Genomic DNA, 24,194 nt, shown 5'->3' on the forward strand with positions numbered 1-24,194 from the left:
TGCAGCCGTTCACAATAAAACGGCCGGCTCTTTCGAGCCGGCCATTCGAAACTCCGAGCTTAAGCTGGCTCGACTACGCTAGCCGAGTCTACTCAGCTCGCCTTCTGCTCCGCAGCCGCTGTCCGCTTCTTCTCGATCTGGCGCTTCAGGTCCAGCGCGCGGGGCGAGAGGTTTGCGGCGCTCGCCTTCAAGAGGAACGCGTCGAGGCCGCCGTTGTGGTCGACGCTCTTCACCGCGTTCGAGGAGACGCGCAGGCGGATGTTGCGGCCGAGCGATTCCGACTGGAAGGTAATATTGCAGAGGTTCGGCAGGAAGCGCCGCTTGGTCTTGATGTTCGAGTGGCTCACCTTGTGGCCCACTTGCGGGCCCTTGGCCGTCAGTTCACAGCGCCGCGACATTGTTCAAATCCTCTTCCATCCCCGCTAAACCAATAGCGCGCGCCGCGCGCGGCGGGGGTCTAAACCTACGTCCATTTTCCAGGAACCGCGGACGTATAGGGGGTGAGCTGCAAAGCGTCAAGGTTTTATCGGGTTTGGAGCCGCTTTCCCTGGTTCCGAAATCCTCGATTCGGGGCGTTTTCTTCGCGCGAACGGTAAAACCCTATGGCACGCAAAACCTGCACGTTCACAAGGCCGTTCAGCCGTTTAACAAACCATATAAAGGGCGTATTCACACCCGTAAGTGGTTCCGTATTCGCCCGCGTTGCTTGCCGGTCATTTCTTCCTAAATGATCTTTCGGCGCCGACGACAGGACTCGTTAAATTTGTGAGCATTTTCAGCAGTTTTCTACCCTCAATGAGGGAATCCTGGCTGTTGTGCGCCGGCGCGCTGTTCCTGATGTTGCCGGAGGGCGCGCTCGCGCAGGGCCGGCTGGATGCGCAGTATGAGGCCTCGCTGGCCGGTATTGCCGTCGGCAAGGGAAGCTGGACCATCGAGATCGGCGACGACACCTTTTCCGCGATCGCGCAGGGCGGCACTTCCGGGCTTTTGAAGGCTTTTGCCGGCGCCGGCGGGGTGGGCGGATCCCAGGGGCGCGTGGTCAATGGCGCGCTGGTGGCGGCGGGCTATACCGTCAACTACAACAGCTACAAGAAATCCGAGATCATTCGGATGGCGCTCAGTGGCGGCAGCATCAAGGAAACCGTGATCGAGCCGGAACCGCCGGTCGATCCGAACCGGATCCCGGTCACCGAGGCGCACAAGAAGAACGTGTTCGATCCGATGACCGGCTCGCTGCTCCGGGTGCCGGGCACGGGCGAACTGATGAGCCCGGATAGCTGCCGCACCAGCGCGGGCATATTCGACGGCCGGCTGCGCTACGATTTGAAGCTCGATTTCAAGCGCGTGGAGATGGTCAAGGCGGAGAAGGGCTATCAGGGCCCGGCGCTGGTGTGCGCGATCTATTTCACGCCGATCGCGGGCTATATCCCCGACCGTCCGGTGATCAAGTATCTCGCCGAGGCGCGCAACATGGAGATCGCCTTCGTGCCGATCGCGGGCACGCGCATCCTGATCCCGTTCCGCGTCAAGATCCCGACGCCGTTCGGGCTCGCCATGCTGGAGGCGACGTCGTTCGTGACGTCAGCCACGCCGCCACGGGTGGCGAAGACGCAGTGAGGCTGGGCTGGTCGCAAGGAGATGGACCGAGTGCTCCGCTCGTCATTGCCGGGCTTGACCCGGCAATCCATCTTACAAGGAGCCCTTCTCTCGATGGATGCCCGGGTCAAGCCCGGGCATGACGAGCCGGGCAGATCGTCGAATCCTGTTGACTCTTTGCCGCTTCTGATTCGACTCCGGCTTTAACAATTTCGCTGTCATCGTGATCGCTGCTAAACCCTATTTGGTGCTGGAACTGAAATGCCGACACGAGATGTTGCGGTGAACGGAGGAGAACACAGGTGGAGTCAGCGATTCGGCCGCGATTCGTTCTCAACTCGTTCCGAAGCTTAAGCGGCGGCATCCGCCGTGTAGCAATCTGAGACAATTTTCCTAGTCGCGCTTTCTTTCATCTCCAAGAAAAGCATCAAGAAAAGCACCTCGAAATCATGGCTCTTTCCTCTCCTCCCTTCGCCCATGAGCGCGCGCCCGGCGCCGGCGTCACGGCTGTGCTCGGGCCGACCAATACCGGCAAGACGCATCTGGCCATCGAGCGCATGCTTGGGCATTCGTCCGGGCTGATCGGGTTGCCGCTGCGGCTCTTGGCGCGCGAGGTCTACAACAAGATCGCCGATCGCGCTGGGCCTGAGAGCGTCGCGCTGATCACCGGCGAGGAGAAGATCAAGCCGAAGTCGCCGCGCTTCTGGGTCTCGACCGTCGAGGCGATGCCGCGCGATCTCGATGTCTCGTTCCTTGCGGTCGACGAGATCCAGATCGCGGCCGATCTCGAGCGCGGGCATGTCTTCACCGACCGTATCCTCAATCGGCGCGGGCGCGACGAGACGCTGCTGCTCGGGGCTGCGACGATGCGTCCCATCATCGAGCGGCTGTTGCCAGGCGCCTCCATCATCACAAGGCCAAGGCTCTCGACGCTCGAATTCGCCGGCGACCGCAAGATCACGCGGCAGCCGCGGCGCACCGCGATCGTCGCGTTCTCGGCGGACGAGGTCTATGCGATCGCCGAATTGATCCGCCGCCAGCATGGCGGGGCGGCGGTCGTGCTCGGCTCGCTCTCGCCGCGCACACGCAATGCGCAAGTGGCGATGTTCCAGAACGGCGACGTGGATTATCTCGTCGCCACCGACGCCGTCGGCATGGGGCTGAACCTCGACGTCGATCACGTCGCCTTCGCCTCCGACCGCAAATATGATGGCTATCAGTTCCGCCGCCTGACGCCGGCCGAGTTTGCGCAGATCGCAGGCAGAGCCGGCCGCGCGACGCGCAATGGTACCTTCGGCACCACAGGGCGCTGCGCGCCGTTCGAGCCGGAACTGGTGAACGCGCTGCAGAACCACACGTTTGACAGCGTGAAAATGCTGCAATGGCGCAACTCGAAGCTGGATTTCTCCTCGCTCGGCAGCTTGCAGGTCTCATTGTCACTGCCGCCGTCGCATGAAGTGCTGACGAGGGCGCCGATCGCCGAAGACATGCGCGTGCTCGACCACGCCGCGCGCGATGCCGAGGTGCGCGACATGGCGCATGGCGCTGTCGCCGTCGAGCGGCTATGGGACACGTGCCAGATACCCGATTACCGAAAGCTATCGCCCGCGGCCCATGCCGAGCTTGTGACCACGGTTTACGGCTTCCTGATACAAAAGGGGCGTATTCCCGATGCATGGTTTGCTGCCCAGGTCGATCAGGCCGACCGCGTCGACGGCGATATCGACACGCTGTCGGGCCGGATCGCTCAGGTGCGCACCTGGACGTTCGTGGCGAACCGGCCGGACTGGCTGTCCGATCCCGAACATTGGCAGGGGATCACGCGCGAGCTCGAAAATAAATTGTCCGATGCGCTGCATGAACGGCTCACGGAGCGTTTCGTTGATCGGCGTACCAGTGTATTGATGCGCCGCCTGCGGGAGAACTCTGTTTTGAATACTGAAATCGGCAAGACCGGCGAAGTCATCGTCGAGGGGCATGTGATCGGCCGGCTCGACGGATTCACTTTTGCGCCTGACGCGGCGGAAGCGGGCTCAGATGCCAAGGCGCTGCAGGCCGCAGCCCAGCAGGTGCTGGCGCGCGAGATCGATACGCGGGCCGAGAAACTGAGCGCCGCGCCGGACGACAGCTTCGTCCTCACCTCCGACGGCACCATCCGCTGGACCGGCGATGCGGTGGCCAAACTCGTCGCGGCCGACGATGCGCTGCATCCGCGCCTCCGCATCATTTCCGACGAGCGGCTGACCGGCGCGCCGCGCGAGGCCGTGCAGAACCGGCTCGATCTCTGGCTCAAGACGCATATTACGAAATTGCTCGGGCCGCTGTTCGACCTGTCGAAGGCAGAGGACCTGCAGGGGATTGCGCGTGGCATCGCGTTCCAATTGGTGGAAGCTCTCGGCGTGCTGGAGCGGACCAAGATCGCGTCCGAGATGAAGGATCTCGACCAGCCCTCGCGGGCGACGCTGCGCAAGTACGGCGTCCGCTTCGGCGCCTATCACATCTACTTCCCGCAGCTCCTCAAGCCGGCGGCGCGGGCGCTGGCCTCGCTGCTCTGGGCCGAGAAGCAGGACAATGTCGATCTGTCGGCGCTGTCGAACGTGCAGCATCTGGCGTCGAGCGGGCGTACCTCATTCCCGATCGACAAGGGACTGCCGCGCGATGCCTATCGCGTGCTCGGCTACAAGCAGTGCGGCGAGCGGGCAGTGCGCGTCGACATCCTGGAGCGGCTGGCGGATCTGATCCGTCCCGCACTGGCCTGGCGCGAGGGCGCGCCGGGCGAGAAGCCTGCGGGCGCGTTCGACGGCCGCGGCTTCGTGGTGACGCAGGCGATGACCTCGCTCACCGGCTCGGCCGGCGAGGATTTCGCCTCGGTCCTGCGCGCGCTCGGCTATCGCATGGAGCGCCGCCCGCCCCCGCCGCCGAAGCCGGTGGAAGTGGTCGAGACAGTGTCCGCCGAGACGCCGGCGGTGGAAGCGACCGCCGAGGCCTCTGCGGAGGCACCGGCGGAAGAAGTGGCCGCCGAGCTGCCCGCGTCCACTGAGGCCAGCCCATCCGCGGCGCTGTTGCCCGAAGTTACCCTGGCGCCGGTGCCGAGCGAGGAACCAGCGGCTGCCGCCGCAGACCCCGTGGCCGAAGCGCAACCCGGGCCTGAAGTGATCGAGGCGCAGCCAGAGCCGGTGGCTGAACCGCAGCCGGAGCTTGAGGCGATCGAGGCGCAAGCAGAGCCCGTTGCCGTAGTGCAGGCGGACGCGACCGCTCCCGCAGAGGTCCCGGCCGACGCGACGGCAGAGCCGATGCCGACGGCCGCAGCCGAGGCTGCAGCCAGCACCGAGGAAGCTGCACCAGCCGACGCCGTTACCGAGCCAGCCGCAGCCGAGACCCCGGCCGAGCCGCAACTGGTCGAAGTCTGGCGCCCCGGCGGCCGCTCCGAGGAGCGTCGCCCGCGCCATGACCGCAGCCGCCACCGCCATCAGCCGCGCGAGGGCGCACAGGGCGCCGCCGCAGCGGGTGAAGGTGCCGATGGCGCCCAGCGCGACCAGCAGCGCCGTGGTCGCCGCCATCACGAATTCCGCAAACCGCGCGAGGATGCGCCCGTGGGAGCTGCGGCCGCCAGCAATGGCGCCCCGCCTGAGGACAAAGGCGGGCGCCGCGAGCGCTTCGAGGGCAAGGGCCGCGACCGCGACAATGATCGCCGCCGCGATAAATTCTCCGGCGACCGCAAGGATCGCGACCGTGGCGACCGCGAGCGCGGCGGCCGTGATTTCCGCGACAAAGGCGGCCGCGACAAGGGGCGCGAGAGCGGCCCGGCGCTCCGCCAATATGCGAGTTCGGCGCCGCGCGAACGCGAACGCGCGATCGATCCGAATTCGCCGTTCGCAAAACTCGCGGCGTTGAAGGAGCAGCTCGCCGGTAACCGCAAAGATTGAGCCGCGCCAACCCAGGAATGAGGCCGATTGGAGCGCCAGCGTCTCGATAAATGGCTGTGGCACGCGCGGGTGGTGAAGGCGCGCACCAGCGCCGCCGCGCTGGTCGAGGCCGGCTATGTCCGCATCAACGGCGTGCGCGAAAGTGCGCCCGGGCACGCGGTCAAACCGGGCGACGTGCTGACCATCGCGCTCGATCGCAGCGTGCGCGTGCTGAAGGTGATCGGCTTCTCCGAGCGGCGGGGCGATGCGACGGCAGCGCGGGTGCTGTACGAGGATTTGCAGAGCCGCCCCGAGTGATTATCTCGGGCAGGCAATCAGTTGCCCGAAAGACGGCGCCGAAAACCGACTTGCTTATCTTGCAGCAGCGGTTCTCCTGCGCTACGCAATTTTTGAAACGCAAGCCCTTCAAAGAATGAATCCGCTTTCGGAGTCTTTGGTTCGGAGTCCTGGATGACCTACGTCGTCACTGAAAACTGCATCAAGTGCAAATACACCGATTGCGTCGAGGTCTGCCCCGTCGATTGTTTCTACGAGGGCGAGAACATGCTGGTCATCCATCCCGAGGAATGCATCGATTGCGGCGTCTGCGAACCAGAATGCCCGGCGGATGCGATCAAACCGGATACCGAGCCGGGCCTGGAGAAGTGGCTCGAGGTCAACAGCGAATACGCCAAGAGCTGGCCAAACATCACCCAGAAGAAGGACTCGCCCCCTGACGCCAAGGAGTTCGACGGGCAGGAAGGCAAGTTCGAGAAATATTTCTCTGCCAACCCCGGAACCGGCGACTGATTCGCGCGCTGTCCCTGGCCGGATCGAGACCGTTTTCCGGCGGGGAACCACGCCTTCGTTTAACCCTGTTGACAGAGTTATGACCGTCGGCCCCGGCAGGCGACGGGATTCGGCCCTAAATCATTGATTTTTGCGGAAAATGTGCTATATTAGGCACATTGTCAGAGCCGAACCCGGCCATCCTGATCCTTGGCCCCGTTCGTTTCCGCAAAAACACCGAACAGGGGCGTGGCAGTTTCCGCGCGCAGGCTGTGTCACAGAAAACGCGTAAAAAGAGTGCTTCCAAATCGTCAAAGAAAGCCGCTGCAGTTGCCCGCAGCGCAGTCAAGGGTCGTGCCAGGGCGTCCGTGAAGGAAGCCCGTAAGGCTGCGGCTACAAAGTCCTCGAAGAACAAAAGAAGCGTGATGCCAGAAAAGACTGCCAAAACTGCCGCGAAAGCGACAGCCCAGAAGACCGTTGCTTCGAAAGTCGCCGCCAAGACTGCTCCCAAGGCTGCAGCTCCTGCGCCGAAGGCCGCCGTCAAGCCGGCTGCGAAGCCGGTTGCCGCGGCCCCGCGCGTCGAGGAGCCGAAGAAGGTCGTGACCCAGCGTCAGGGATTCAAGGCCAACGAATTCGTGGTCTATCCGGCTCACGGCGTCGGCCAGATCCTCGCGATCGAGGAGCAGGAGATTGCGGGCGCCAAGCTGGAACTGTTTGTCATCAGCTTCATGAAGGACAAGATGACGCTTCGCGTCCCAACCGCGAAGGTCGCCAATGTCGGCATGCGCAAATTGTCCGACCCGGCTCTGGTCAAAAAGGCGCTGGAGACGCTGAAGGGCCGTGCCCGCGTCAAGCGCACGATGTGGTCGCGCCGGGCGCAGGAATACGAAGCCAAGATCAATTCGGGCGATATCGTCGCGATCGCGGAAGTGGTGCGCGACCTCTATCGTTCGGAATCGCAGCCCGAGCAGTCCTACTCCGAACGCCAGCTCTATGAAGCGGCGCTCGACCGGCTGTCGCGCGAGATCGCGGTCGTGCAGCACTCGACCGAGACCGAAGCGATCAAGGAAATCGAGAGCCAGCTCGCCAAGAGCCCGCGCCGTGGCGCAGCCAAGGCCGAAGCCGGCGCCGAGGACGGCGACGGTGAAGGCGACGCCGACGATCTCGACGGCGACAGCGACGACGCTACCGTCGCCGACGAGGCGGCGTAAGCAGCCAGCACAAGTTTTGCAACGAAAAGCCCGGCCAAGCGGCCGGGCTTTTTGTTTTTGCGTCCTTGTCAGGCGGCCGGTCGCTGCGCGGCGGCCGGAAGAACATTCTGATTTAGCCTGAACAGGTTGCCGGGATCGTACTGGGCCTTGAGCGCCGCGAGACGAGCGTAGTTCGGGCCGTAGGCGCCGGACACGCGATCGCTCTCATCCTCCGGCATGAAGTTGACGTAGACGCCGCCGGTTGCGTACGGCGCAGTCTCAGCAAACAGCCTGCGCGCCCAGCTAATCGAGCGTTGCTCGTCGCCGCGGTCACGCCACCGCGTATGGACGTTCATGACAAATCTGGCGTCGCGGTGGGGGAACGCCGTCGCGTCGACAGCCACGCGGCTGGTGGCGCCGCCAAGCTGACCAATGAAAATTTCGCTCTCACCGGTCGGCAAGCTCTTCGTATGGCTTACGAGGGTGTCGAGCAGGCCGTCGCCGAGCTCGGCGAAATTGTGCGACTTCCAGTAATTGTAGGCTCCGGGCGTGAGCAACGGGTCGAACGCGCTCTGCCAGCTCGCGAAAGGCTGCATGCCGATCACGTCGGCGACCGGCTCCCCGAGCGCGCGCAACGGTTCCAGGGCGCGGTTACCCTCGTCCTCGCCACCCGTGTAGCAGACGGCGAACGCGACGATTTCCTTGCCGTGCATTTCGACAGGCAAGAATGGCAGCGGCGGCGCCTGCCGGAGCACCACCCAGATCGTGAGTTCGTCCGGCACTTTGGCGGCGATGTCGCGATAGCCCGCAAGAAGTTCGTTCGCCCGAGCGAAGGGATGGATGATGAGTCCAGAGAGCACCATTGGGCCGACCGGATGCAGGCGAAACTCGAACGAGCTCACGACGCCGAAATTGGCGCCGCCTCCGCGCAGCGCCCAGAGCAGGTCAGCGTCCTCGGCCTCGCTCGCTCGCACGAGTCCGCCATTGGCCGTCACCACGTCGGCCGAGATGAGGTTATCAGCGGCAAGCCCCAATTTGCGGCTGAGCCAGCCGAAGCCGCCGCCCAGCGTCAATCCCGCAACGCCAGTCGTCGAGTTGATGCCGAGGGGGGTGGCAAGGCCGAAAGCCTGCGCCTCCTTGTCGAATTCGCCAAGCGTTGCGCCCGGCTCCACGCGCGCGGTGCGGTTACGCGGATCGATCCGCACCGAACGCATCAGCGAAAGATCGATCAGCAGCCCGCCTTCACAAACAGCACTGCCCGCGATGTTGTGGCCGCCGCCACGCACGGCGAGCAAGAGTCCGTGGTCGCGCGCAAACCCCACGGCGCGCATGATGTCTGCAGCTCCTTTGCAGCGTACGACCGCGCCCGGGTGGCGGTCGATCATCGCATTCCAGATTGTGCGTGCCTCGTCATAGCCCGGCTCGTTGGGCAGGCAGACATCGCCCCGCAATGTTTGCCGAAAGGCATCGATCGCATCGCTTGCAAACGTAATCGCCCCGCCCTGCAGCGAGGCCAGCCGCATCTCCGTCATGGCATCTCCTCCGTAACTAGCGGTGACTGTTTTTCGGGCCAGCATTTTCTGGCCGAGATCAATAAAGAGGCGGGCGCCGTCGATGGCTGTCATTCACAGCCGAGGTAGCGCAAAAAAAGTCTTTTGCCGTCCGTTCGATATAGCGAACGGAGAATTTCCGCCTGGACGTTAGTCCAACCCGATCAATGAATGGTTCAACGACGGAATGTGGACGGGCTTTTTAGCGGATGTCGAAGGTGGAGATGCTGAAGGGCCGAGCCCGCGTCAAGCAAGCTGCGCCGTCGCAACGAGCAGCAATCGCTTGGCCTCAACCAGCTTCATTGTGCCCTCTTCTCTATCGATAACGGGGTCAGCTTTTTCCCGATGTCCACGCCTGCGTTCTGCGACAGGGATGCCGAGTGATCCTGAAGCTGCCGCAGAAACACGGCGGCGATGGCACAAAGCGCATAATTCGAAGTGTCAGAGTGGCTGCCACTTATTCCCGAAACAAAATCCGAGTGTTGCCGTACTAGCACAAGTTTCGCGGGTGAAATGATCTATGCTCGCGGGTGGAATTGGAATGCAGACTTTAATCGCCGCAACAAGTCCATCGGCCGTCCGATCCTTAGGCGACGCCGAAGAGGGGGAACGATATGAAGAAATTTTTGCTGGGCACTGTTGGTTTGATTGCACTCGGCGCGACCGCGCCGGCGCTGGCCGCTGATATGGCGGTCAAGGCGCCGCCACCGCCGCCGCTTCCGCCGGTCTACAATTGGACCGGCTTCTACGTCGGCGCCAATGGCGGCTGGGGCCAGAGCCGCAATTGCTGGGATTTTATCGACGCTTTCGGTGGAGTGTTCAGTGACGGTTGTCGCGAGCGGTCCGGAGGTCTGGTCGGCGGTCAGATCGGGTATCGCTGGCAGTTTGGCGGCGGCTGGGTGGCCGGCCTGGAAGCCCAGGGGGATTGGGCCGATCTCCAGAACACGCGCGCCAGCCTCATCGATCCATTTTTCTCGACGCGCGTGAAAACCGACGGCATAGGCCTTTTCACCGGCCAGATCGGCTATGCCTGGAACACGTCGCTGCTGTACTTCAAGGGTGGCGCAGCGGTGACGAGCAACAGCTTCAGCGTTCTCGATACGCTTACAGGCAGTAGTCTGGCCTCGTTCAGTTCGACCCGCTGGGGCGGTAGCGTGGGTGTCGGATACGAGTACGGCTTCGCACCGAACTGGTCGGTCGGTGTCGAGTACGACCACCTGTTCATGGGCAATGCGAACAATTCGTTCTCGGTGGTCAATCCCATCGTTGCCGGTGCGCTCAATCGGATCAGCCAGGACGTGGACATGGTCACGGTGCGCGTGAACTATCACTTCAACTGGGGCGGTTATGCCTCGCCTGCCCCTTACTGATCGACTGTCAATCTCCAGCAAACTTCAAGCCCCGGCATCGTCCGGGGCTTTTTGTTGAGCGGGCCCGATCCTCCTGGCCTGCGGCAATCGGTCATTCGTGCTGTCCTAGAGCGTGATGACTTCTCTTCGACTCGTCATCCCGCTCTAGCCCTTTGTTTGAGCATGATCTTTTCGGAAAACCGGTGTCCACTTTTCCGGATCATGCTCTAGTGATCACGTTTGTTCGCGCAATTCCATTGCACATCCGTCAACGTCGCTTCTGCTTTCTTGGGCGCTTGCGGCCTCCTCCCGGAGGATTGCTGTCGCCGGCTTCGTCTTGTCGGTTGCAACGCCGGCGCAGGCGTTGAGGCCCGGTCACATTCACTCCGCAAGAGGCGGCGCTAACCAGCCCCTTAAGCCCACATAGAGCGTCGCCGTCCTTGACACGTTTGCTTCAGCCGACTGCGAGCGGGAATTGTGCTCGCTCGCCCTGCCTTGACCTAAGTCAATGTCAGCCGGATGACCGATCATTGAATCAGGAGCAAGAGCCATTCCGTTGCGCTTCTGATTGGGGAGAGATGAGTGATCAGGACGCTACTCACACTCTCGGCCATTTTCCTGTCGGCGGATTGCGCGAGCATGGAGATTTCGCGCGTGGCGGGTTGCTCCGGAGATGTCCTGAGGCTGCGGGGCGATATCGAAGAGGGCGACTACATACGATTTAGATCTCATTTCAGTGCCCAGCGGCGAGTTCTCGGCGTCGATCTCAGCTCGAAAGGTGGAAAACTCGATGAAGGATTCCAGATCGCAATCTTCACGCGTCAGAAGCGGTTGACGACGTACGTTTCGGGAGAGTGCGATTCGGCATGTGCGTTCATTTTCTTGGCGAGCCGGAAGCGCTACGTATCGGAGAGCGCAACGATCGGAGTTCACTCGGTTTCAAACGGCCACGGCGGAGAAGATGTCAAAACGATCCGCGATACCATTTACCTGGCCAGGTTGTCGGCGAAACTCGGCATTCCGCTCTCAACGATTGGAAGAATGGTGACGACGCCCGCAGGAAAGATCTCTTTTCTGAATGAGGACGACCTGTTGACGCTGAAGGCGATCGTTCGCGATCCTTTTGAGGGCATCGTGGGAGAAAAGAATTCGCCAGAAAACTGCAGCACCAATCAAACAAAAGCAGCTTCGAACCTGAAACAATCGGCTCCGAAAGCAGCCAGCCATTCGACAACGGATTAGCGGAGGTGGGTTACACAGAACAGTCGTAGTGGCGGTGTCCTTAATGACTTGGTTTTCGAGGTTCGCGCAGGGGGAGAGGCAGGTTCGGCCGATGATCATTTGTCGAGAATAGGCATGGACGCAATCAAGCTGCCGATCTGGTTGCGCGTCGCTATGGTGGCCGGGCTGGTTGCCCTGGCCGCGGGGGCAAGTCTATTCGCGTATCGCTGGTATGTCCGGCCGGTCACGCTGTCGATCGCGGTCGGATCCTTGGACGGCGAGGCGCCAAGAGTCGTATCCGCGCTGGCGAGTCGCCTCACCGAGGTGAACGCGCCGGTCCGGCTCAAGGTGGTTGAAACCACTGGCGCAGTCGAGTCCGCCAACGAGTTTGCCGCGGGCAAGACCGATCTGGCGGTGGTCCGCGGCGACGTCGGCGACCTGTCGCAGGCGCAAGCAATCGTCGTCCTCGCTCAAGCGGTGGTGTTGCTGGTCGCGCCACCGGGATCGTCGATCACGGACATGAGCGGCCTCAAGCGCGTCACTGTGGGGGTGGTTGGAGGCGAGACCAATCAGAAGATCGTCAGCGCGCTGACCAAGGAATACGCCCTTGATCGCGCCAATGTCGTGTTCAAGAACCTTGCGCCGGCCGACACGCGCCGGGCGGTCGATAGCAAGGAGGTGCGCGTCGTCCTTTTCGTGATGCCCATGACCGAGAAGTATTTGTCGCTGGTGCGGGGACTCTTCTCCCAGAGCGGGAAAGCCGCCCCGGTCCTGATCCCGATCGATGCTGCGGGAGCCATAGCCGAGAAGGAGCGCGCGTACGAGAGCTTCGACATCCCCAAGGGTACGTTGCGAGGCTCTCCTCCGATCCCGGCAGATGATGTCACGACGCTGAAAGTTTCGTTCTACCTGGTTGCCAAGAAGTCGCTTGATAACGATCTGGTTGCTGATTTCACGCAAGCCTTTACGAGCGCGCGCCGAGACCTGTCCGGCGAACTGCCGATCCTGGCGCAGATGAAGGCGCCCGACACCGACCCCGGCGCCTATCTTCCGGTTCATCCAGGCGCCGCGGAGTTCTACAACGGCACCCAGCAAAGCTTCCTGGACAAGTGGAGCAACGCGATTTTTCTCACGCCAATGGCGTTGGGCGCGCTTGCCTCAATATTGGCAGCGGCCTGGAAATTTCTCAGATCCGGCGAACTCGAGACCAAAGAAGCTGCGCTGGATTCGCTATACGCGCTGGGACAAAGGATCAGAAAGGCTGAAACGGAATCGGAGCTGTTCGAGATTGAAAATCAAATCGACGAAGTTTTGCGTGCGCAGCGTGCCAGAGCGGGGACCGACGACGAAGGCGCCCTTGATGCCGCTACGCTCAATGTCGCCGCCCATCGGCTTGAGAATCTCATCCATGATCGAAAGGCAGTGCTAGCCATAGCAGGCCAACAGACCAAGTTGAGAACCACGTCGTGAGGCTATTAGCAATCGCGCCTGAGTTCGTCGCCATGGATTGCGTGCGTGTCTTCAGCTCCTCATGAAACCTTCGCACTCGGCTTCCGCCCATCCGAGGGTCCTCTCCATTGCTTCACCCTGCGAGTGGCGCAGGCACATCTTGGTCAGCGTCGCTTGCGAGTAGATCTGCTGCGCGACTTTGGGCGGTGCTGGCGAGGCCGCAACTGACAGCTTCTGATGGTTATAGGGGTTCGGATAGTGATAGAGCGTGCCCTTTGGCGGCTCCGCTTCCGCCCAAACCTCCAGTGTCGTGAGGTTCTGGTAGGCCGGCAGATCATAGCCGCCGCTGGCGACCACCAGCTTCTCAATCGATGACGGCTGCGAGAGATGCGCAAGCAGGCTCTTGGCCGCCGCCTTGTTCCTGGAGAATTGCCAGATGGCCCAGAAGAAGGGCACGTAGGGCGCGAAGCGACCTCTTGGGCCGGCCGGAAAGCCGTGGGTCCAGCATTGCTGGGCAACTTGCGGAGCGTCGCGCTTGGCGACTGCCCAGGCGCTCGGCGGGTTCATGATCAGCGCGCCCCTGCCGGAAATCAGCCATTTGTTGTTGGAGGCATCGTCCCATGCCGCGACGTCTGATGGCAGGAAGGCGATCAGCTTCTTGTAGAAATCCAGCGCCTGCCGGACGGCGTCGGTCCTGACAGTCAGGTTGCCTTTGGCGTCGACGAGTTCTGCGCCGAACGACTGGAAGATCGCGCCGGCGGTATCAGTGCTGTCAGCGGTCTCGCCGACACCGATGCCGAAGGGGAAGCCGCCTTTCTGGCAGGCCTCGGCAGCCCTAAGGAACGTATCCATGGTCCAGTTGTCCGCTTTCGGCGGGCTGCCGGCCGGATACATCTCCTGCACATCGATATCAGCGTATTTCTTCATCAGATCGATACGCGAGCAGGGACCCTTGATCTGGCTGCCGACGCACGAGGGAACGGCGAGCCACTTGCCGCCTGCCTGGCCGAGGTATTCGACTGTGTAGTTGACCGCGCCGTTCTGCTGGATGATCGGCGCCATGATGTCGTTGACGGGCTCGAGCAGTTCGGCATTCGCATGCGGCAACCATGTGGCCATGACCAGGATATCGTGGCCGGATTTGGCTTGCGCTTCGGCGGAGACGGTCAGGAGGATCTTGTTGCCCTGGCTGGTGATGTAGTCGATCTGAGCCTCGACCTTTTCCTTCGCAGCCCATTCATTGACGAGATCGGTCAAGGTCTTGTTGGCGCCCGGCACCCAGTGGTCCCAAAAACCCATCGACAGTTTGCCGGCGGCGTAAGCGCCGCGCACATATGGCGCCGTGATCAGCGCTGCGGACGACATGGCAGTCGCACTTACAAATTGTCGTCGCGAAAGCTTTCGTGACATTGTTCCCTCCATGATGGCCAATTGGTGTTTTGTTTTTCGTGGGCTTCGGCGCAGTGCGCGGAAAAGCGAGCGCGCAAGCCTATGGTGACTTGCTTCGCGTGAGATTGAGTAGAATTGATTGATCGAAACACTGCATCGCTAAACGACTCGCGGCAGCAGCGCATTATTGTATGAAATTCAATGCCTAAAGTTGTATTGGAGCAAGCGGTATAATCCGACAGCCACCCTGTCCCAACGTTTCTATCCGTCATCGGATCGCTTCAGAACCAAGAAGCGAAAGACTCATTGCTCCGATTGGGCTGCGCCGCGGTCTGTCTGGTCGCGATGGAGGAACGGTCGCTCGCCGGCCAGTCGAGATAACGAGGGCGCCTTGCCATGGCGGCGGCGCCCGGGCCACTATTGTGCCGGGGTCAAGCCATGCCTTTCCAGGACCTGTCCCTGTTGGCCCCGGATCAGATCAGAGGCTTTTTCGGCGATCATGAGAACACATGCATTTATGTGCCCAGATACGATTGTTGGCATGACTGACGCGTCGACGATCCGAAGCGAGGTCGCGCCAAGGACGGAAAGCTGGCTGTCCACGACACTCCCGATTCCGCAAGTGCCGCACGGATGGTTTGCGGTGATCGCCGTGCTTCGAATCCACTGTTCAATATCGCCGTCCGATTGAACGCGCGAAGGTCCGGCTGATTTTCCTGCCAGCGAGGCAACCGCCGGATGAGCGGCCAATTCGAGACCGATTTTTGCACCACGCAGCAACGTCGCAAGGTCATCCGGGTGCTCGAGGAATCCGTTGCGGATTCTCGGTGCATCAAGCGGGTTTGTCGATCTCAACGAGACCTCCCCGCGACTTTTTGGATGCAGCAATGTTGGACGGATCGCAAAGCCGTCTTCAAAAGCCGGACGAATCCCTGGGAACCAGACGTAGGGCTGAGCGGCCGTTCCCCGAAACATGAATTCGATGTCCGGCGCCTCGAGCGAAGGATCGGTCTTGACGAACCCGAAGAGATACCTGGGAAGCATTGTCCCAGGTCCGGTCCCAAATAGATAAGCTCGGACCAGGGCTAACGAAATTCGGTCAAGGCGCATCGTCCTGTGGAAGGCACCCGGCGTGGGGCGGCTCCAGTTGAACCATGCAGCAAGGTGATCTTGCAAATTCTGGCCTACCGGCAGATCGATAAGCGTTTCGATCCCAAGAGAGGCGAGATGCTTCGTCGGCCCGATACCCGACAACATGAGCAAATGTGGCGTGTGATACGCGCCCGCACACAGTATGATCTCTCGATTCGCCATCACGTAGGCGCTTCGCCCACCGCTGACGTACCGTACTCCCACCGCTCGGGTACCCTCAAAAACGATTTGAGTCGCTTGCGCTCTGGTATGAAGTGCCAGATTTGCGCGCTTCAGCGCGGATCGAAGGTAGGCTGAGGCTGTCGTCTCTCGACGGCCTTTCCAGGTGGTATTTTGGATTATCCCGAACCCCTCGTGCGTTTCTCCATTGAAGTCGTTCGTGAATGTGAAGCCGAGGTCGCGCGCAGCGGCGAGCCAGGCGTCGAACAGCGGATCGACTGAGCGCGAGAACTCGACGTGTATCGGCCCCGATCCGCCGCGCAATACGCTTCCTCCTTCCTGCCACGTTTCACAACGTTTGAAGTAAGGGAGAACATCGCTGTAGGACCATCCTCGGGCGCCCGCGCGAGCCCAGCCGTCATAGTCGGCACGATCGCCGCGCGTGAATGCCATCACGTTGATCGAGTGAGATCCGCCCAACACTTTCCCGCGCTTTGCGGGAATCACCCGGCCATTGAGCCCGGCATCAGGCTCGGCCATCAGGCCCCAATCGTAGATCCCATACTCATGAAGCTTTCCTAGTCCGATCGGAATGCGGACCAGCGGATTTCGGTCGTATCCACCTGCCTCGAGCAAGAGAACAGTTGAATTGGCATCCTCGGAGAGACGGCTCGCCAGGACACAGCCCGCGGAGCCTGCTCCAACAACGATATAATCGTACGATCGTCGTTTCAATTTTTCGACGCTCCAGGACTGCGCTCCGAGGGCGATGCCTGCACCAAGCAGCGCAATGGCCCTGGCGTTAGAAGTAATCAATCAAGAAGAGCCAACAAGCCCGACACCGCAGCGTTCGATGCCGATCTCCGACCATTAGTATGTTTCAGCTGTAACGGGAACGTGCGCCCGGTCAGGCGAGCTCGATGCGGATGCCTTTGGCGCCGTTGAGCAGCCGCCGCAAATGATAGCTGGCGAGCGGATCGTCGGCATGCGTTCCGACCAGTGCGGCGAAAGCCGGCATGGCCGCGGCGTCACCCGACTCGAGCTTGGCAAAGGCGACCGCATATTGCGTCGTGGCCGGCGCATCGAATCTTGCTGCCGATAAAGGCTCGTGGGCGCGCAAAGGCTCGCTACGTCCGCGCAGGACAAGATCGCCGATCGGTCGTCCCTTGAAGTCCTGTGCCGCGTTTGCGACCGCGTCACTGACGCAGATCCGCGTGCCCAGCGCCTTGTTCGCGGCTTCCAGCCTGGCGGCGGTGTTGATCGTGTCGCCGTAGGCGGTGTAATCGAAGAAGCGGTTGCCGCCGAAATTGCCGACCAGCGCCGGGCCGGCGTGCACGCCGATCCGTGTGGCGCCGAAATTCACGCCTCTCTCTTTCCAACGCCCGCGAAACGCTTCCGCCCATTCATCGAGCGCCTGCGCGCAGGCAATCGCACGGGTCGCATAGTCGGGCTGGTCGCCGGGTGCATTGAACAGCACCTGGATGGCATCACCGATCACTTTCGCCACCGTTCCCTCATGCGCGAAGACGACATCCGTCAGGCCGCCGACATACTCGTTGAGCAGTTCCGCCAGCACCTCGGGTACGGCCGTCTCGACCAGCGAGGTAAAGCCCGTGATATCGGTGAAGATCACGGCGACCTTGCGCCAGCGCACCTCCATGTCGTTGCCGTCGTCCCCGGCGGCAAGGCGCTTGGCGAGCTCGGGCGAGAAATAGCGCGACAGCGAGGCGTGGGCGCGCTCCGCTTCCATCTGGCGGCGGCGTGCCTCGCGCAGGACTTCGATGTGACGCATCGTCTTTTCGATCGTCATCTCCAGGTCGGCGAAATCGATGGGCTTGGTGATGAAGTCGAATGCGCCGCGATTCATCGCGGTGCGGATGTTGCTCATGTCGCCATAGGCCGAGACGATGATGGTCGACTTCTTGTCCTCTGCCTCCTGCAGTTTTGCCAGCAGTGACAGGCCATCCATGCGCGGCATGTTGATGTCGGAGACGACAAGATCGACATGGGGATGCTGCTCGATCGACTGAAGGGCTTCAAGCCCGTCACGCGCGAAGACGAAGCTCACCAGTCCGTCGCGGATCTGCCGGCGGAATTTCTGGAGCACGAGCGCCTCCAGATCCGGCTCGTCGTCGACTACGAGAATGGTGGCGGTCATGCGGATCGTTCCAGCCTCGCGTCGATCTCCTGGCGGACCTGGCTGAAGTCGATCGGCTTGGTCAAGAGGTCGTCCGCGCCTCGCTCCAGCGCCTTCTTGCGCGTCGCGGCATCTCCGTAGGCCGTAATCATGATCACGGGAACGTCAGGCCGCCGGGCGCGGACCTCCGGCAGCATCTCGAGCCCGCTCATCCCGGGCATGTTGATGTCGGAGAAGATCAGGATCAGCGAGTGCTCGCCGACGTCGGATATGCGGGTCAGGGCCTCCGACGCCGTCCCGGCAAAATCCATCACAAAGCGCTGGGCGCGAAGATCGCGGCGAAATTGCTGGCGGAACAAGGCCTCCACATCGGGCTCGTCATCCACCACCAGGACCATCACACTCACGGCTAACCTCTGTTACTATCCGAAAAATTACTTCTGCGCGGCAACAGGATGGTGAACTCGGTAAACGCGCCGGGTTCGGTCTCGACATTGATCGTGCCGCCATGCTGCTTGACGATGATGTCATGGCTCATGGAAAGTCCGAGGCCGGTGCCTTCCCCTGCCGGCTTGGTCGTGAAGAACGGGTTGAACATCTTCTCCTTTACCTCGGGCGGAATGCCGACGCCGTTGTCGCGGATGCGGATTTCGACGTATTCGCCACGGCTGAGTGTGCTGGCGCTGACCTCCGGTTCAAATCCTGGACCATTTTCGCTGCCCCGCTTGGCGACCGCATAAAAGCCGTTCGAAATCAGGTTCAGCAGCACACGCGTGATCTCCTGCGGGAACACCTCGGCCGTGCCGGCATCCGGGTCGAGGTCGCACCTGAGGGTCACGTTGAACCGCGGCTTCTCGGCGCGCGCGCCGTGATAAGCGAGGTTGAGACTCTCCTCCACAAGCGCGTTCACGTCGGTCGGCCGGTGCTCACCGCCGCCCTCCCGCGAATGTAGGAGCATGTTCTTGACGATGGAATCGGCGCGTTTGCCGTGCTGCACGATTTTTTGCAGATTGCCCCTCAGGAGCCCGCTCAGTTCATCGACCTCGTCGCGGACGCTGTCGGCGAGTGACGCTGATGCCAGCAGATCGCTCAGCTCGCCCGTCAGTTCCGCGGAAAGTGCGGCAAAATTGTTGACGAAGTTGAGCGGATTCTTGATCTCGTGCGCGATGCCGGCCGTGAGCTGACCAAGGGAGGCGAGCTTTTCGGTCTGGATCAGGCGATCCTGCGCGGCGCGCAGATCGTCGAGGGACTTTGCAAGTTCCCGGGTGCGGGCCTGCACCTGCTCGAACAGCCGCACATTGCCGATTGCGATCACGGCCTGATCGGCGAAAGTCTGCAAAAGTGCAATCTGCTTGTCGGTAAACGGGTGCACCTCGTTGCGGCGAAGCACGATCGCGCCGATGCTCTCGTTTTCCCGCAGCAGCGGCACGCTCAAGATGGTGCGGTGTCCCATTTGAAGCGCAAGCTCGCGGCCTTCCGGAAAGTCAGTTTGCTCGTCACGGAGATCGGCGACATGCACAGGGGTCTGGTCGACGAAGGCGCGGCCCGCAGTCCAGTTGCGATTGATCGGCCATTTCTCAAGGGGAATGGGAATCGGCCCGTGATGAGCGCTGAATCGCAGATCGTTGCCGTCCTTTAGCGCCACGGCGGCGTCGTAGGCATCGCAAAGCTCGCAGGCGCTGTCGACGATTGCCTTCAATGCCGGTCCGACATCTGTCGGCGAGGACGCAATCACTTTCAGGATGTTGGCGCTGCCGGTCTGATAGGTGAGGGCTTCCTGCAGATCGCGGGTCTTGGCCTGCACTTCGTTGAACAGCCGCGTGTTTTCGATGGCGATCACGGCCTGATCGGCAAACGTCCTGAGCAGGGCGATCTGGTTGTCGGCGAACGGGCCCGCTTCGGCGCGCGAAACACCGATCGTGCCGATCGCAACGCCTTCGCGCAGCATCGGCACGACAATGATGCTTCGATATCCTCTGGCGCGCGCCATCTCCTTGACGGCCTGGGAGACATCGGGTTCGGTTTCGATATCGTTGCGAAATGCGATGGTTGAACTCTGTGCGACCCGGCTGTGAATCCCCGGGGACGTCAGCGGGGTAGGGAACGAATTCTCTATCTCCCTGTCCCCGGCTTCGCTTCCCGCCGTGTGGGCTGCCAGATGAAGCATGTCATCCACAACGCGCGTGACGAGCGCCGTCTGGCCGCCGAGCAGCCGCTTCGCACTTTCGGCGATGGCGTCGAATACCGGCTGTACGTCGGTTGGCGAGCTCGCGATGACGTTGAGAATGTCGGCGGTCGCCGTCTGCCGCTCCAGCGCTTCCCTTGTCGCGTTGAACAGGCCGACATTCTTGATCGCGATCACCGCCTGGTCGGCGAAGGTCTGCAACAGCCGGACCTGGTGCTCGCCGAACGCGCCGGTCGCCCGGCGCGTGGTGATGATGATGCCGATGACCTCGCCCTCGCTGACCAGCGGGGCGAACAACATGCTGCGATAGCCGCGCGCACGCGCGATATCCCGTGCGGCCGGCTCGAGCTCGGTGTCGGGCAGTTGCGCGGCCGTACCATCAGCCACGAGCTGGTAGGGCGGGAATTGAGCGAAGGGCATTGGAAACGCCGCCTGCAGCGCAAGGTCACCGCCAGGATCGGTCGGGGTGAAGGCCGCCAGATGGGCCGCGCCGCCCGCATAGCGAAGCACCGCGGTGGAAAAGCCGCCGATCAGCCGGTTGGCGTTGGCCGCGATGGCCTCGAACACCGGCTGCACGTCGGACGGCGAACCTGCCATCACATTCAGGATATCGGCGGTGGCGGTCTGCCGCTCCAGCGCTTCCCGCGTCTCGTTGAACAGACGCGCGTTCTCGATCGCGATCGCGGCCTGATCGGCGAAGGTCTGCAGCAACTGCACGTGGTCAGCGGCAAACGCGCCCGGCTCGGCACGCGTGACGCTGATCATGCCGACGGTCGTTCCCCTGTTCATCAGCGGCATGAACAGGACGCTGCGGAAACCGCGCAGCCTTGCCAGCTCCTTGTTCAGTTGCGGGACGTCGTCGGCCTCGCTGTCCGGAAACTGAACCGTCTTGCCATCGCGAACCAGGGCAAAGGTCGGAAAGTCTGCGATCTGTCGCGGGAATGATGACTTCAATCCCTCGTCCGCCTCCAGGCTGATCGGCGTGAACGCCACCAGATGCAGCTCGTCGCCGATGAATTGGAGCACGGTCGCGGAGAAGGCGCCGAGCAGGCGCTTGGAGCTGGACGCGATGGCCTCGAACACCGGCCGGGCATCGGACGGGGAGGCTGCGATGGTGCGCAGGATCGCCGCGCCCGCGCTCTGGCGATCACGCGCTACCGCAAGCTCGCTTTGCAGGCGTGCATTCTCCGCGGCACCGGATCGCAATTGCTGCTCGAGCTCGTCGATCCTGCGCCTCAGCTCGGCGGCGATATCCTGGGAAAGCGCGGTCATTCGTGATCCGGTTCGGCGTCGCTGCGCGAGCAGGCGCACTGCGCGGCCGACGGAGGCCGGCCTGCCTATTGCCGCATTATCACATTCCGCCCGGCCGGGGGCCAGTGCCCGCAAGCTGCCGGCATCTGCGCTCGAAAACGCTCCGGTCACTTCACTTGGCGTTTTTCCAGCTTTCGGGCCAAAGTCCGGCGGTGCATGCCGAGCCGCCTTGCGGCCTCGGAGATGTTGAAATCGGCTTCGATCAGGGTCTGGTGAATGCGTTCCCATTCCAGGGTCTTGATCGAGGTGGGACGCGCGGCCACCTCGATATCGGCGTTGCCCTCCGCCTTGCGGAAGGCGGCTTCGATATCGTCTGTGTTCGAGGGCTTGGCGAGATAATGGCAGGCGCCGAGCTTGATGGCTTCCACCGCGGTGGCGATGCTGGCAAATCCGGTCAGCACGACGATCAGCATCTCGGGATCGTGCGCATGCAGCGCTTCCACGCAGGCCAGCCCCGAGGCGCCGCCCAGCTTGAGATCCACTACGGCATAGCCGGGGGTTTTCTCTTCAAGCACTTTCCGGGCCTCGTCGAGCGAGGCCGCCACGACGACCTGATAGTCGCGCCGCTCGAACGAACGTTTCAGGGTGCGGGCAAAGCCTTCTTCGTCTTCCACGATCAAAAGCAGCCGTTCATCCGTCAAGGCTGCCTCCGATCGCAAGCGTTGCCAGGGGCAGTTCGAGGCTGATGGTTGCGCCTCCCTCTGCATTGTTTCGCGCCGTCACGACCCCGCCGAGCTTGCGCACGACATTGACGACCAGGAACAGGCCGAGGCCGCTTCCCGGGCGGCCCTTGCTCGACTGATAGGGCTTGCCCAACTGCGCCAGCATTTCCGGCGCAAAGCCCGGTCCGCGATCGGTGACCGACAGCATAAGCCGGTCGTCGGCGCGCTCGGCCGCAAGTTCGATCCAGTCGCGCGACACTTCGGCGGAATTGTCGAGCACGTTGAAGATCGCCTGTTTGAGCGCGACCTCGGAGACAACAGGCAGGTCGGTGCCGAACTCGTTCCGGAAGTACAGCGTAGCCGACGGGCGCGTGGTGCGCCACTCCTGGACCAGCGCCGCGAGAAATGCAGTTACAGTCGTCGGCGACGATTCTTCGCCGCGCGCCTCGCCGGCCGAGACGAGAATGCCCGTGACGATCGACTTGCACCGCTGCAGCGACGTCTCCATCTCGAACAGATCGTCCGAGAGCTCCGGATTCGACGTGAGGGCCGGCATGCGGCGCCAGTCGCTCAGGATCACCGACAGCGACGCCAGCGGAGTGCCGAGCTCATGGGCCGCCCCGGACGCGAGCAGGCCCATGCGGACGATGTGATCCTGCTCGGCGGCATGCTGGCGCAGCGCCGCCAAATTCGCATCGCGTTTCCGCAGGTTGCGGTTGATGCGCGTCACGAACACCACGAGCAGGACGGCATTGAGCGCAAAGCCGATGAACATGCCGGCAACATGAAGGCTGAACGGATCGCTGAAGCCGTACTGCGGCAGCCCGAGCGGGCGATAGGCGACGGTCAGCCCGGCGAAGCTCAAACAAGCCAGCCCGACCAGCGACCAGGTCGAGCGCGCATCGAGCAGGACCGCGCCGAGGGTGACCTGCAGAAGGTAGAGCGATGTGAACGGATTGGTCGCCCCGCCGCTCAGATAGAGCTGGCAGGTCAATGCAGCGACGTCGAGCATCAGCGCGAGCAGGAGTTCGCGATTGTTGATCTCCGTCCGGTAGCGCACCCAGACCAGGCTCAACAGGTTGAGCGCCACGAGGGCTGCGATCACGCCGGCCATCGGCAGGATCGGCAGCGCGATGCCGAGCCATTGATCGACGAACGCGATCGTCACGATCTGGCCGATCACCGCGGTCCAGCGGAGCTGGATCAGCAGCGCCATGTTCTTGCGGTTGGTCGTGTCGTCGGTCGATTTTGGCGCATCCAGCGCGACCGGGGCTGTGCCGGCGCCGGCCTTCGCCGGCTCCGTCATGGCCTCGCCCGCCGTTTTCCCGTGGTCATGCTGATCCGATATGCGCTCGAGCATCTGGGCCCGTCTTGCGAGATAAATTGCGTGCGGCGGCCACCAGGCTCCGCACGGCATCGCGCCGCGCATCGAAGTCGCGGACATGGTCCCTGACGCGCAAAGCGCGCAGGAGTGCGGCCGCCAGCATAATGGCCATGGCGAACCATGTCAGCGCGTAAATCAGATGGTTGTTTGGGAACCTGACGACGGTCAGCCCGCCGATCGGATAGCCGCCGCCGTTCGGGGTCGCGTCTGCATCGACGAAGAACGGTGCGACCTGCGACAGTCCGCGCGCCGCGGCGATCGCTGCGACGTCGCGGGAATACCAGCGGTTTGCGGCCGGGTCGTTGCTGCGCAGGAAGCCGCCCTTTGGCTCGGTGATCCGCAGCAGGCCGGTAACGCTCACTATTCCGGGCGGGTTTCCCTCGCGCCGTGTTGAGGGCTCCCGCCGCTCCGGGGGAACAAAGCCGCGATTGACCAGGACCGCGGCGCCGTCCGTCGTCTGCAGCGGCGTCAGGACCCAGAAGCCGCGGCCATAGTCGGTCACCGCCGCCACCAGCGTCTCGCGCTCATGCAGGAAGTGGCCGCTGACGGTCACCCGCCGGTATTCGTCGCTCGACGCGGTAATCGTGTGCCACGACGAGGGCGCGGGGATCGGCTGAGGGGCTGCATGCTGGCGCTGCTCGACCCGGTCGATCAGTGCCAGCTTCCATGTCCTGCGCTCAAGCTGCCACACGCCGAGCGCGGTCAGCGCGACCACGCCCAGCGCCGCAAGGGCGACCAGCAGCAGCGAGAGGGCAGATGGGCGCAC

18 protein-coding genes are annotated in these 24,194 nt (G+C 62.6%); 8 read left to right on the plus strand and 10 right to left on the minus strand.

The features are described 5' to 3' along the window. Positions 1-92: 92 nt before the first annotated feature. Positions 93-398, minus strand: a complete 306-nt coding sequence (gene rpmB, locus YY7_RS0116725) for a 50S ribosomal protein L28 (protein WP_028164248.1) — start codon at positions 396-398, stop codon at positions 93-95. Positions 399-795: 397 nt separating this feature from the next. Here rpmB and YY7_RS0116730 point away from each other — a divergent pair, with 397 nt between their 5' ends. The 5 genes from YY7_RS0116730 (at position 796) to YY7_RS58115 (ending at position 7,501) form a co-directional block, all read left to right on the plus strand. Further along, complete coding sequence (locus YY7_RS0116730) at positions 796-1,617, plus strand: DUF3108 domain-containing protein (protein WP_433994505.1); 822 nt, start codon at positions 796-798, stop codon at positions 1,615-1,617. A gap of 428 nt (positions 1,618-2,045) precedes the next feature. Continuing rightward, complete coding sequence (locus tag YY7_RS0116735; protein WP_028164250.1) at positions 2,046-5,522, plus strand: helicase-related protein; 3,477 nt, start codon at positions 2,046-2,048, stop codon at positions 5,520-5,522. 27 nt (positions 5,523-5,549) lie between these two features. Further along, positions 5,550-5,819 carry an RNA-binding S4 domain-containing protein gene (locus YY7_RS0116740; RefSeq protein ID WP_028164251.1) on the plus strand — a complete coding sequence of 90 codons (270 nt, stop codon included), beginning with the start codon at positions 5,550-5,552 and terminating at the stop codon, positions 5,817-5,819. A gap of 153 nt (positions 5,820-5,972) precedes the next feature. Continuing rightward, positions 5,973-6,311, plus strand: a complete 339-nt coding sequence (gene fdxA / locus YY7_RS0116745) for a ferredoxin FdxA (protein ID WP_028164252.1) — start codon at positions 5,973-5,975, stop codon at positions 6,309-6,311. 404 nt (positions 6,312-6,715) lie between these two features. Then, a complete protein-coding gene (locus YY7_RS58115; protein WP_245287293.1) occupies positions 6,716-7,501 on the plus strand; it encodes a CarD family transcriptional regulator in 786 nt (261 codons plus the stop codon). Positions 7,502-7,569: 68 nt separating this feature from the next. On the opposite strand, the gene YY7_RS0116755 is transcribed toward YY7_RS58115, so the two are convergent. Then, positions 7,570-9,012 (minus strand): FAD-binding oxidoreductase, encoded by a 1,443-nt coding sequence (locus YY7_RS0116755; protein WP_028164254.1) that lies wholly within the window; start codon positions 9,010-9,012, stop codon positions 7,570-7,572. A gap of 632 nt (positions 9,013-9,644) precedes the next feature. On the opposite strand from YY7_RS0116755, the gene YY7_RS0116760 reads away from it, so the two are divergent. The 3 genes from YY7_RS0116760 to YY7_RS0116775 all read left to right on the plus strand — a co-directional run bounded on the left by YY7_RS0116760 (position 9,645) and on the right by YY7_RS0116775 (position 13,070). Beyond that, positions 9,645-10,400: an outer membrane protein gene (locus YY7_RS0116760; protein WP_028164255.1), complete on the plus strand. Its 756-nt coding sequence runs from the start codon at positions 9,645-9,647 to the stop codon at positions 10,398-10,400. A gap of 561 nt (positions 10,401-10,961) precedes the next feature. Further along, positions 10,962-11,621: a hypothetical protein gene (locus YY7_RS0116770; RefSeq protein WP_155255215.1), complete on the plus strand. Its 660-nt coding sequence runs from the start codon at positions 10,962-10,964 to the stop codon at positions 11,619-11,621. 114 nt (positions 11,622-11,735) lie between these two features. Beyond that, the gene (locus tag YY7_RS0116775) at positions 11,736-13,070 is read left to right on the plus strand and encodes a TAXI family TRAP transporter solute-binding subunit (RefSeq protein WP_028164257.1); all 1,335 of its coding nucleotides are present in this window, start codon (positions 11,736-11,738) and stop codon (positions 13,068-13,070) included. Between the two features lie 51 nt (positions 13,071-13,121). On the opposite strand, the gene YY7_RS0116780 is transcribed toward YY7_RS0116775, so the two are convergent. The 8 genes from YY7_RS0116780 to YY7_RS0116820 form a co-directional block, all read right to left on the minus strand. Beyond that, on the minus strand, positions 13,122-14,459 hold the full coding sequence (locus tag YY7_RS0116780; protein ID WP_028164258.1) for an ABC transporter substrate-binding protein: 1,338 nt from the start codon (positions 14,457-14,459) through the stop codon (positions 13,122-13,124). Between the two features lie 396 nt (positions 14,460-14,855). Beyond that, positions 14,856-16,565 carry a GMC family oxidoreductase gene (locus tag YY7_RS0116790; RefSeq protein WP_051396751.1) on the minus strand — a complete coding sequence of 570 codons (1,710 nt, stop codon included), beginning with the start codon at positions 16,563-16,565 and terminating at the stop codon, positions 14,856-14,858. Between the two features lie 91 nt (positions 16,566-16,656). After that, positions 16,657-17,907: an adenylate/guanylate cyclase domain-containing protein gene (locus YY7_RS0116795; RefSeq protein WP_028164260.1), complete on the minus strand. Its 1,251-nt coding sequence runs from the start codon at positions 17,905-17,907 to the stop codon at positions 16,657-16,659. Continuing rightward, a complete protein-coding gene (locus YY7_RS0116800) occupies positions 17,904-18,293 on the minus strand; it encodes a response regulator (protein WP_028164261.1) in 390 nt (129 codons plus the stop codon). Before YY7_RS0116800 ends, YY7_RS0116795 begins: the two co-directional genes overlap by 4 nt. A gap of 2 nt (positions 18,294-18,295) precedes the next feature. After that, positions 18,296-21,343, minus strand: coding sequence for a GAF domain-containing protein (locus tag YY7_RS51850; protein ID WP_035690333.1), 3,048 nt, complete (start codon positions 21,341-21,343; stop codon positions 18,296-18,298). Positions 21,344-21,489: 146 nt separating this feature from the next. Then, entirely contained in the window at positions 21,490-22,023 is a 534-nt protein-coding gene (locus tag YY7_RS0116810; protein WP_028164262.1) for a response regulator transcription factor, read from the minus strand. Continuing rightward, a complete protein-coding gene (locus tag YY7_RS0116815) occupies positions 22,013-23,350 on the minus strand; it encodes an ATP-binding protein (RefSeq protein WP_433994506.1) in 1,338 nt (445 codons plus the stop codon). The genes YY7_RS0116810 and YY7_RS0116815 overlap by 11 nt, the downstream gene beginning before the upstream one ends. Positions 23,351-23,375: 25 nt before the next feature. Continuing rightward, complete coding sequence (locus YY7_RS0116820; protein WP_245287294.1) at positions 23,376-24,194, minus strand: SURF1 family protein; 819 nt, start codon at positions 24,192-24,194, stop codon at positions 23,376-23,378.

It is taken from the genome of Bradyrhizobium elkanii WSM2783 (assembly GCF_000472865.1).
GTDB lineage: Bacteria > Pseudomonadota > Alphaproteobacteria > Rhizobiales > Xanthobacteraceae > Bradyrhizobium > Bradyrhizobium elkanii_A.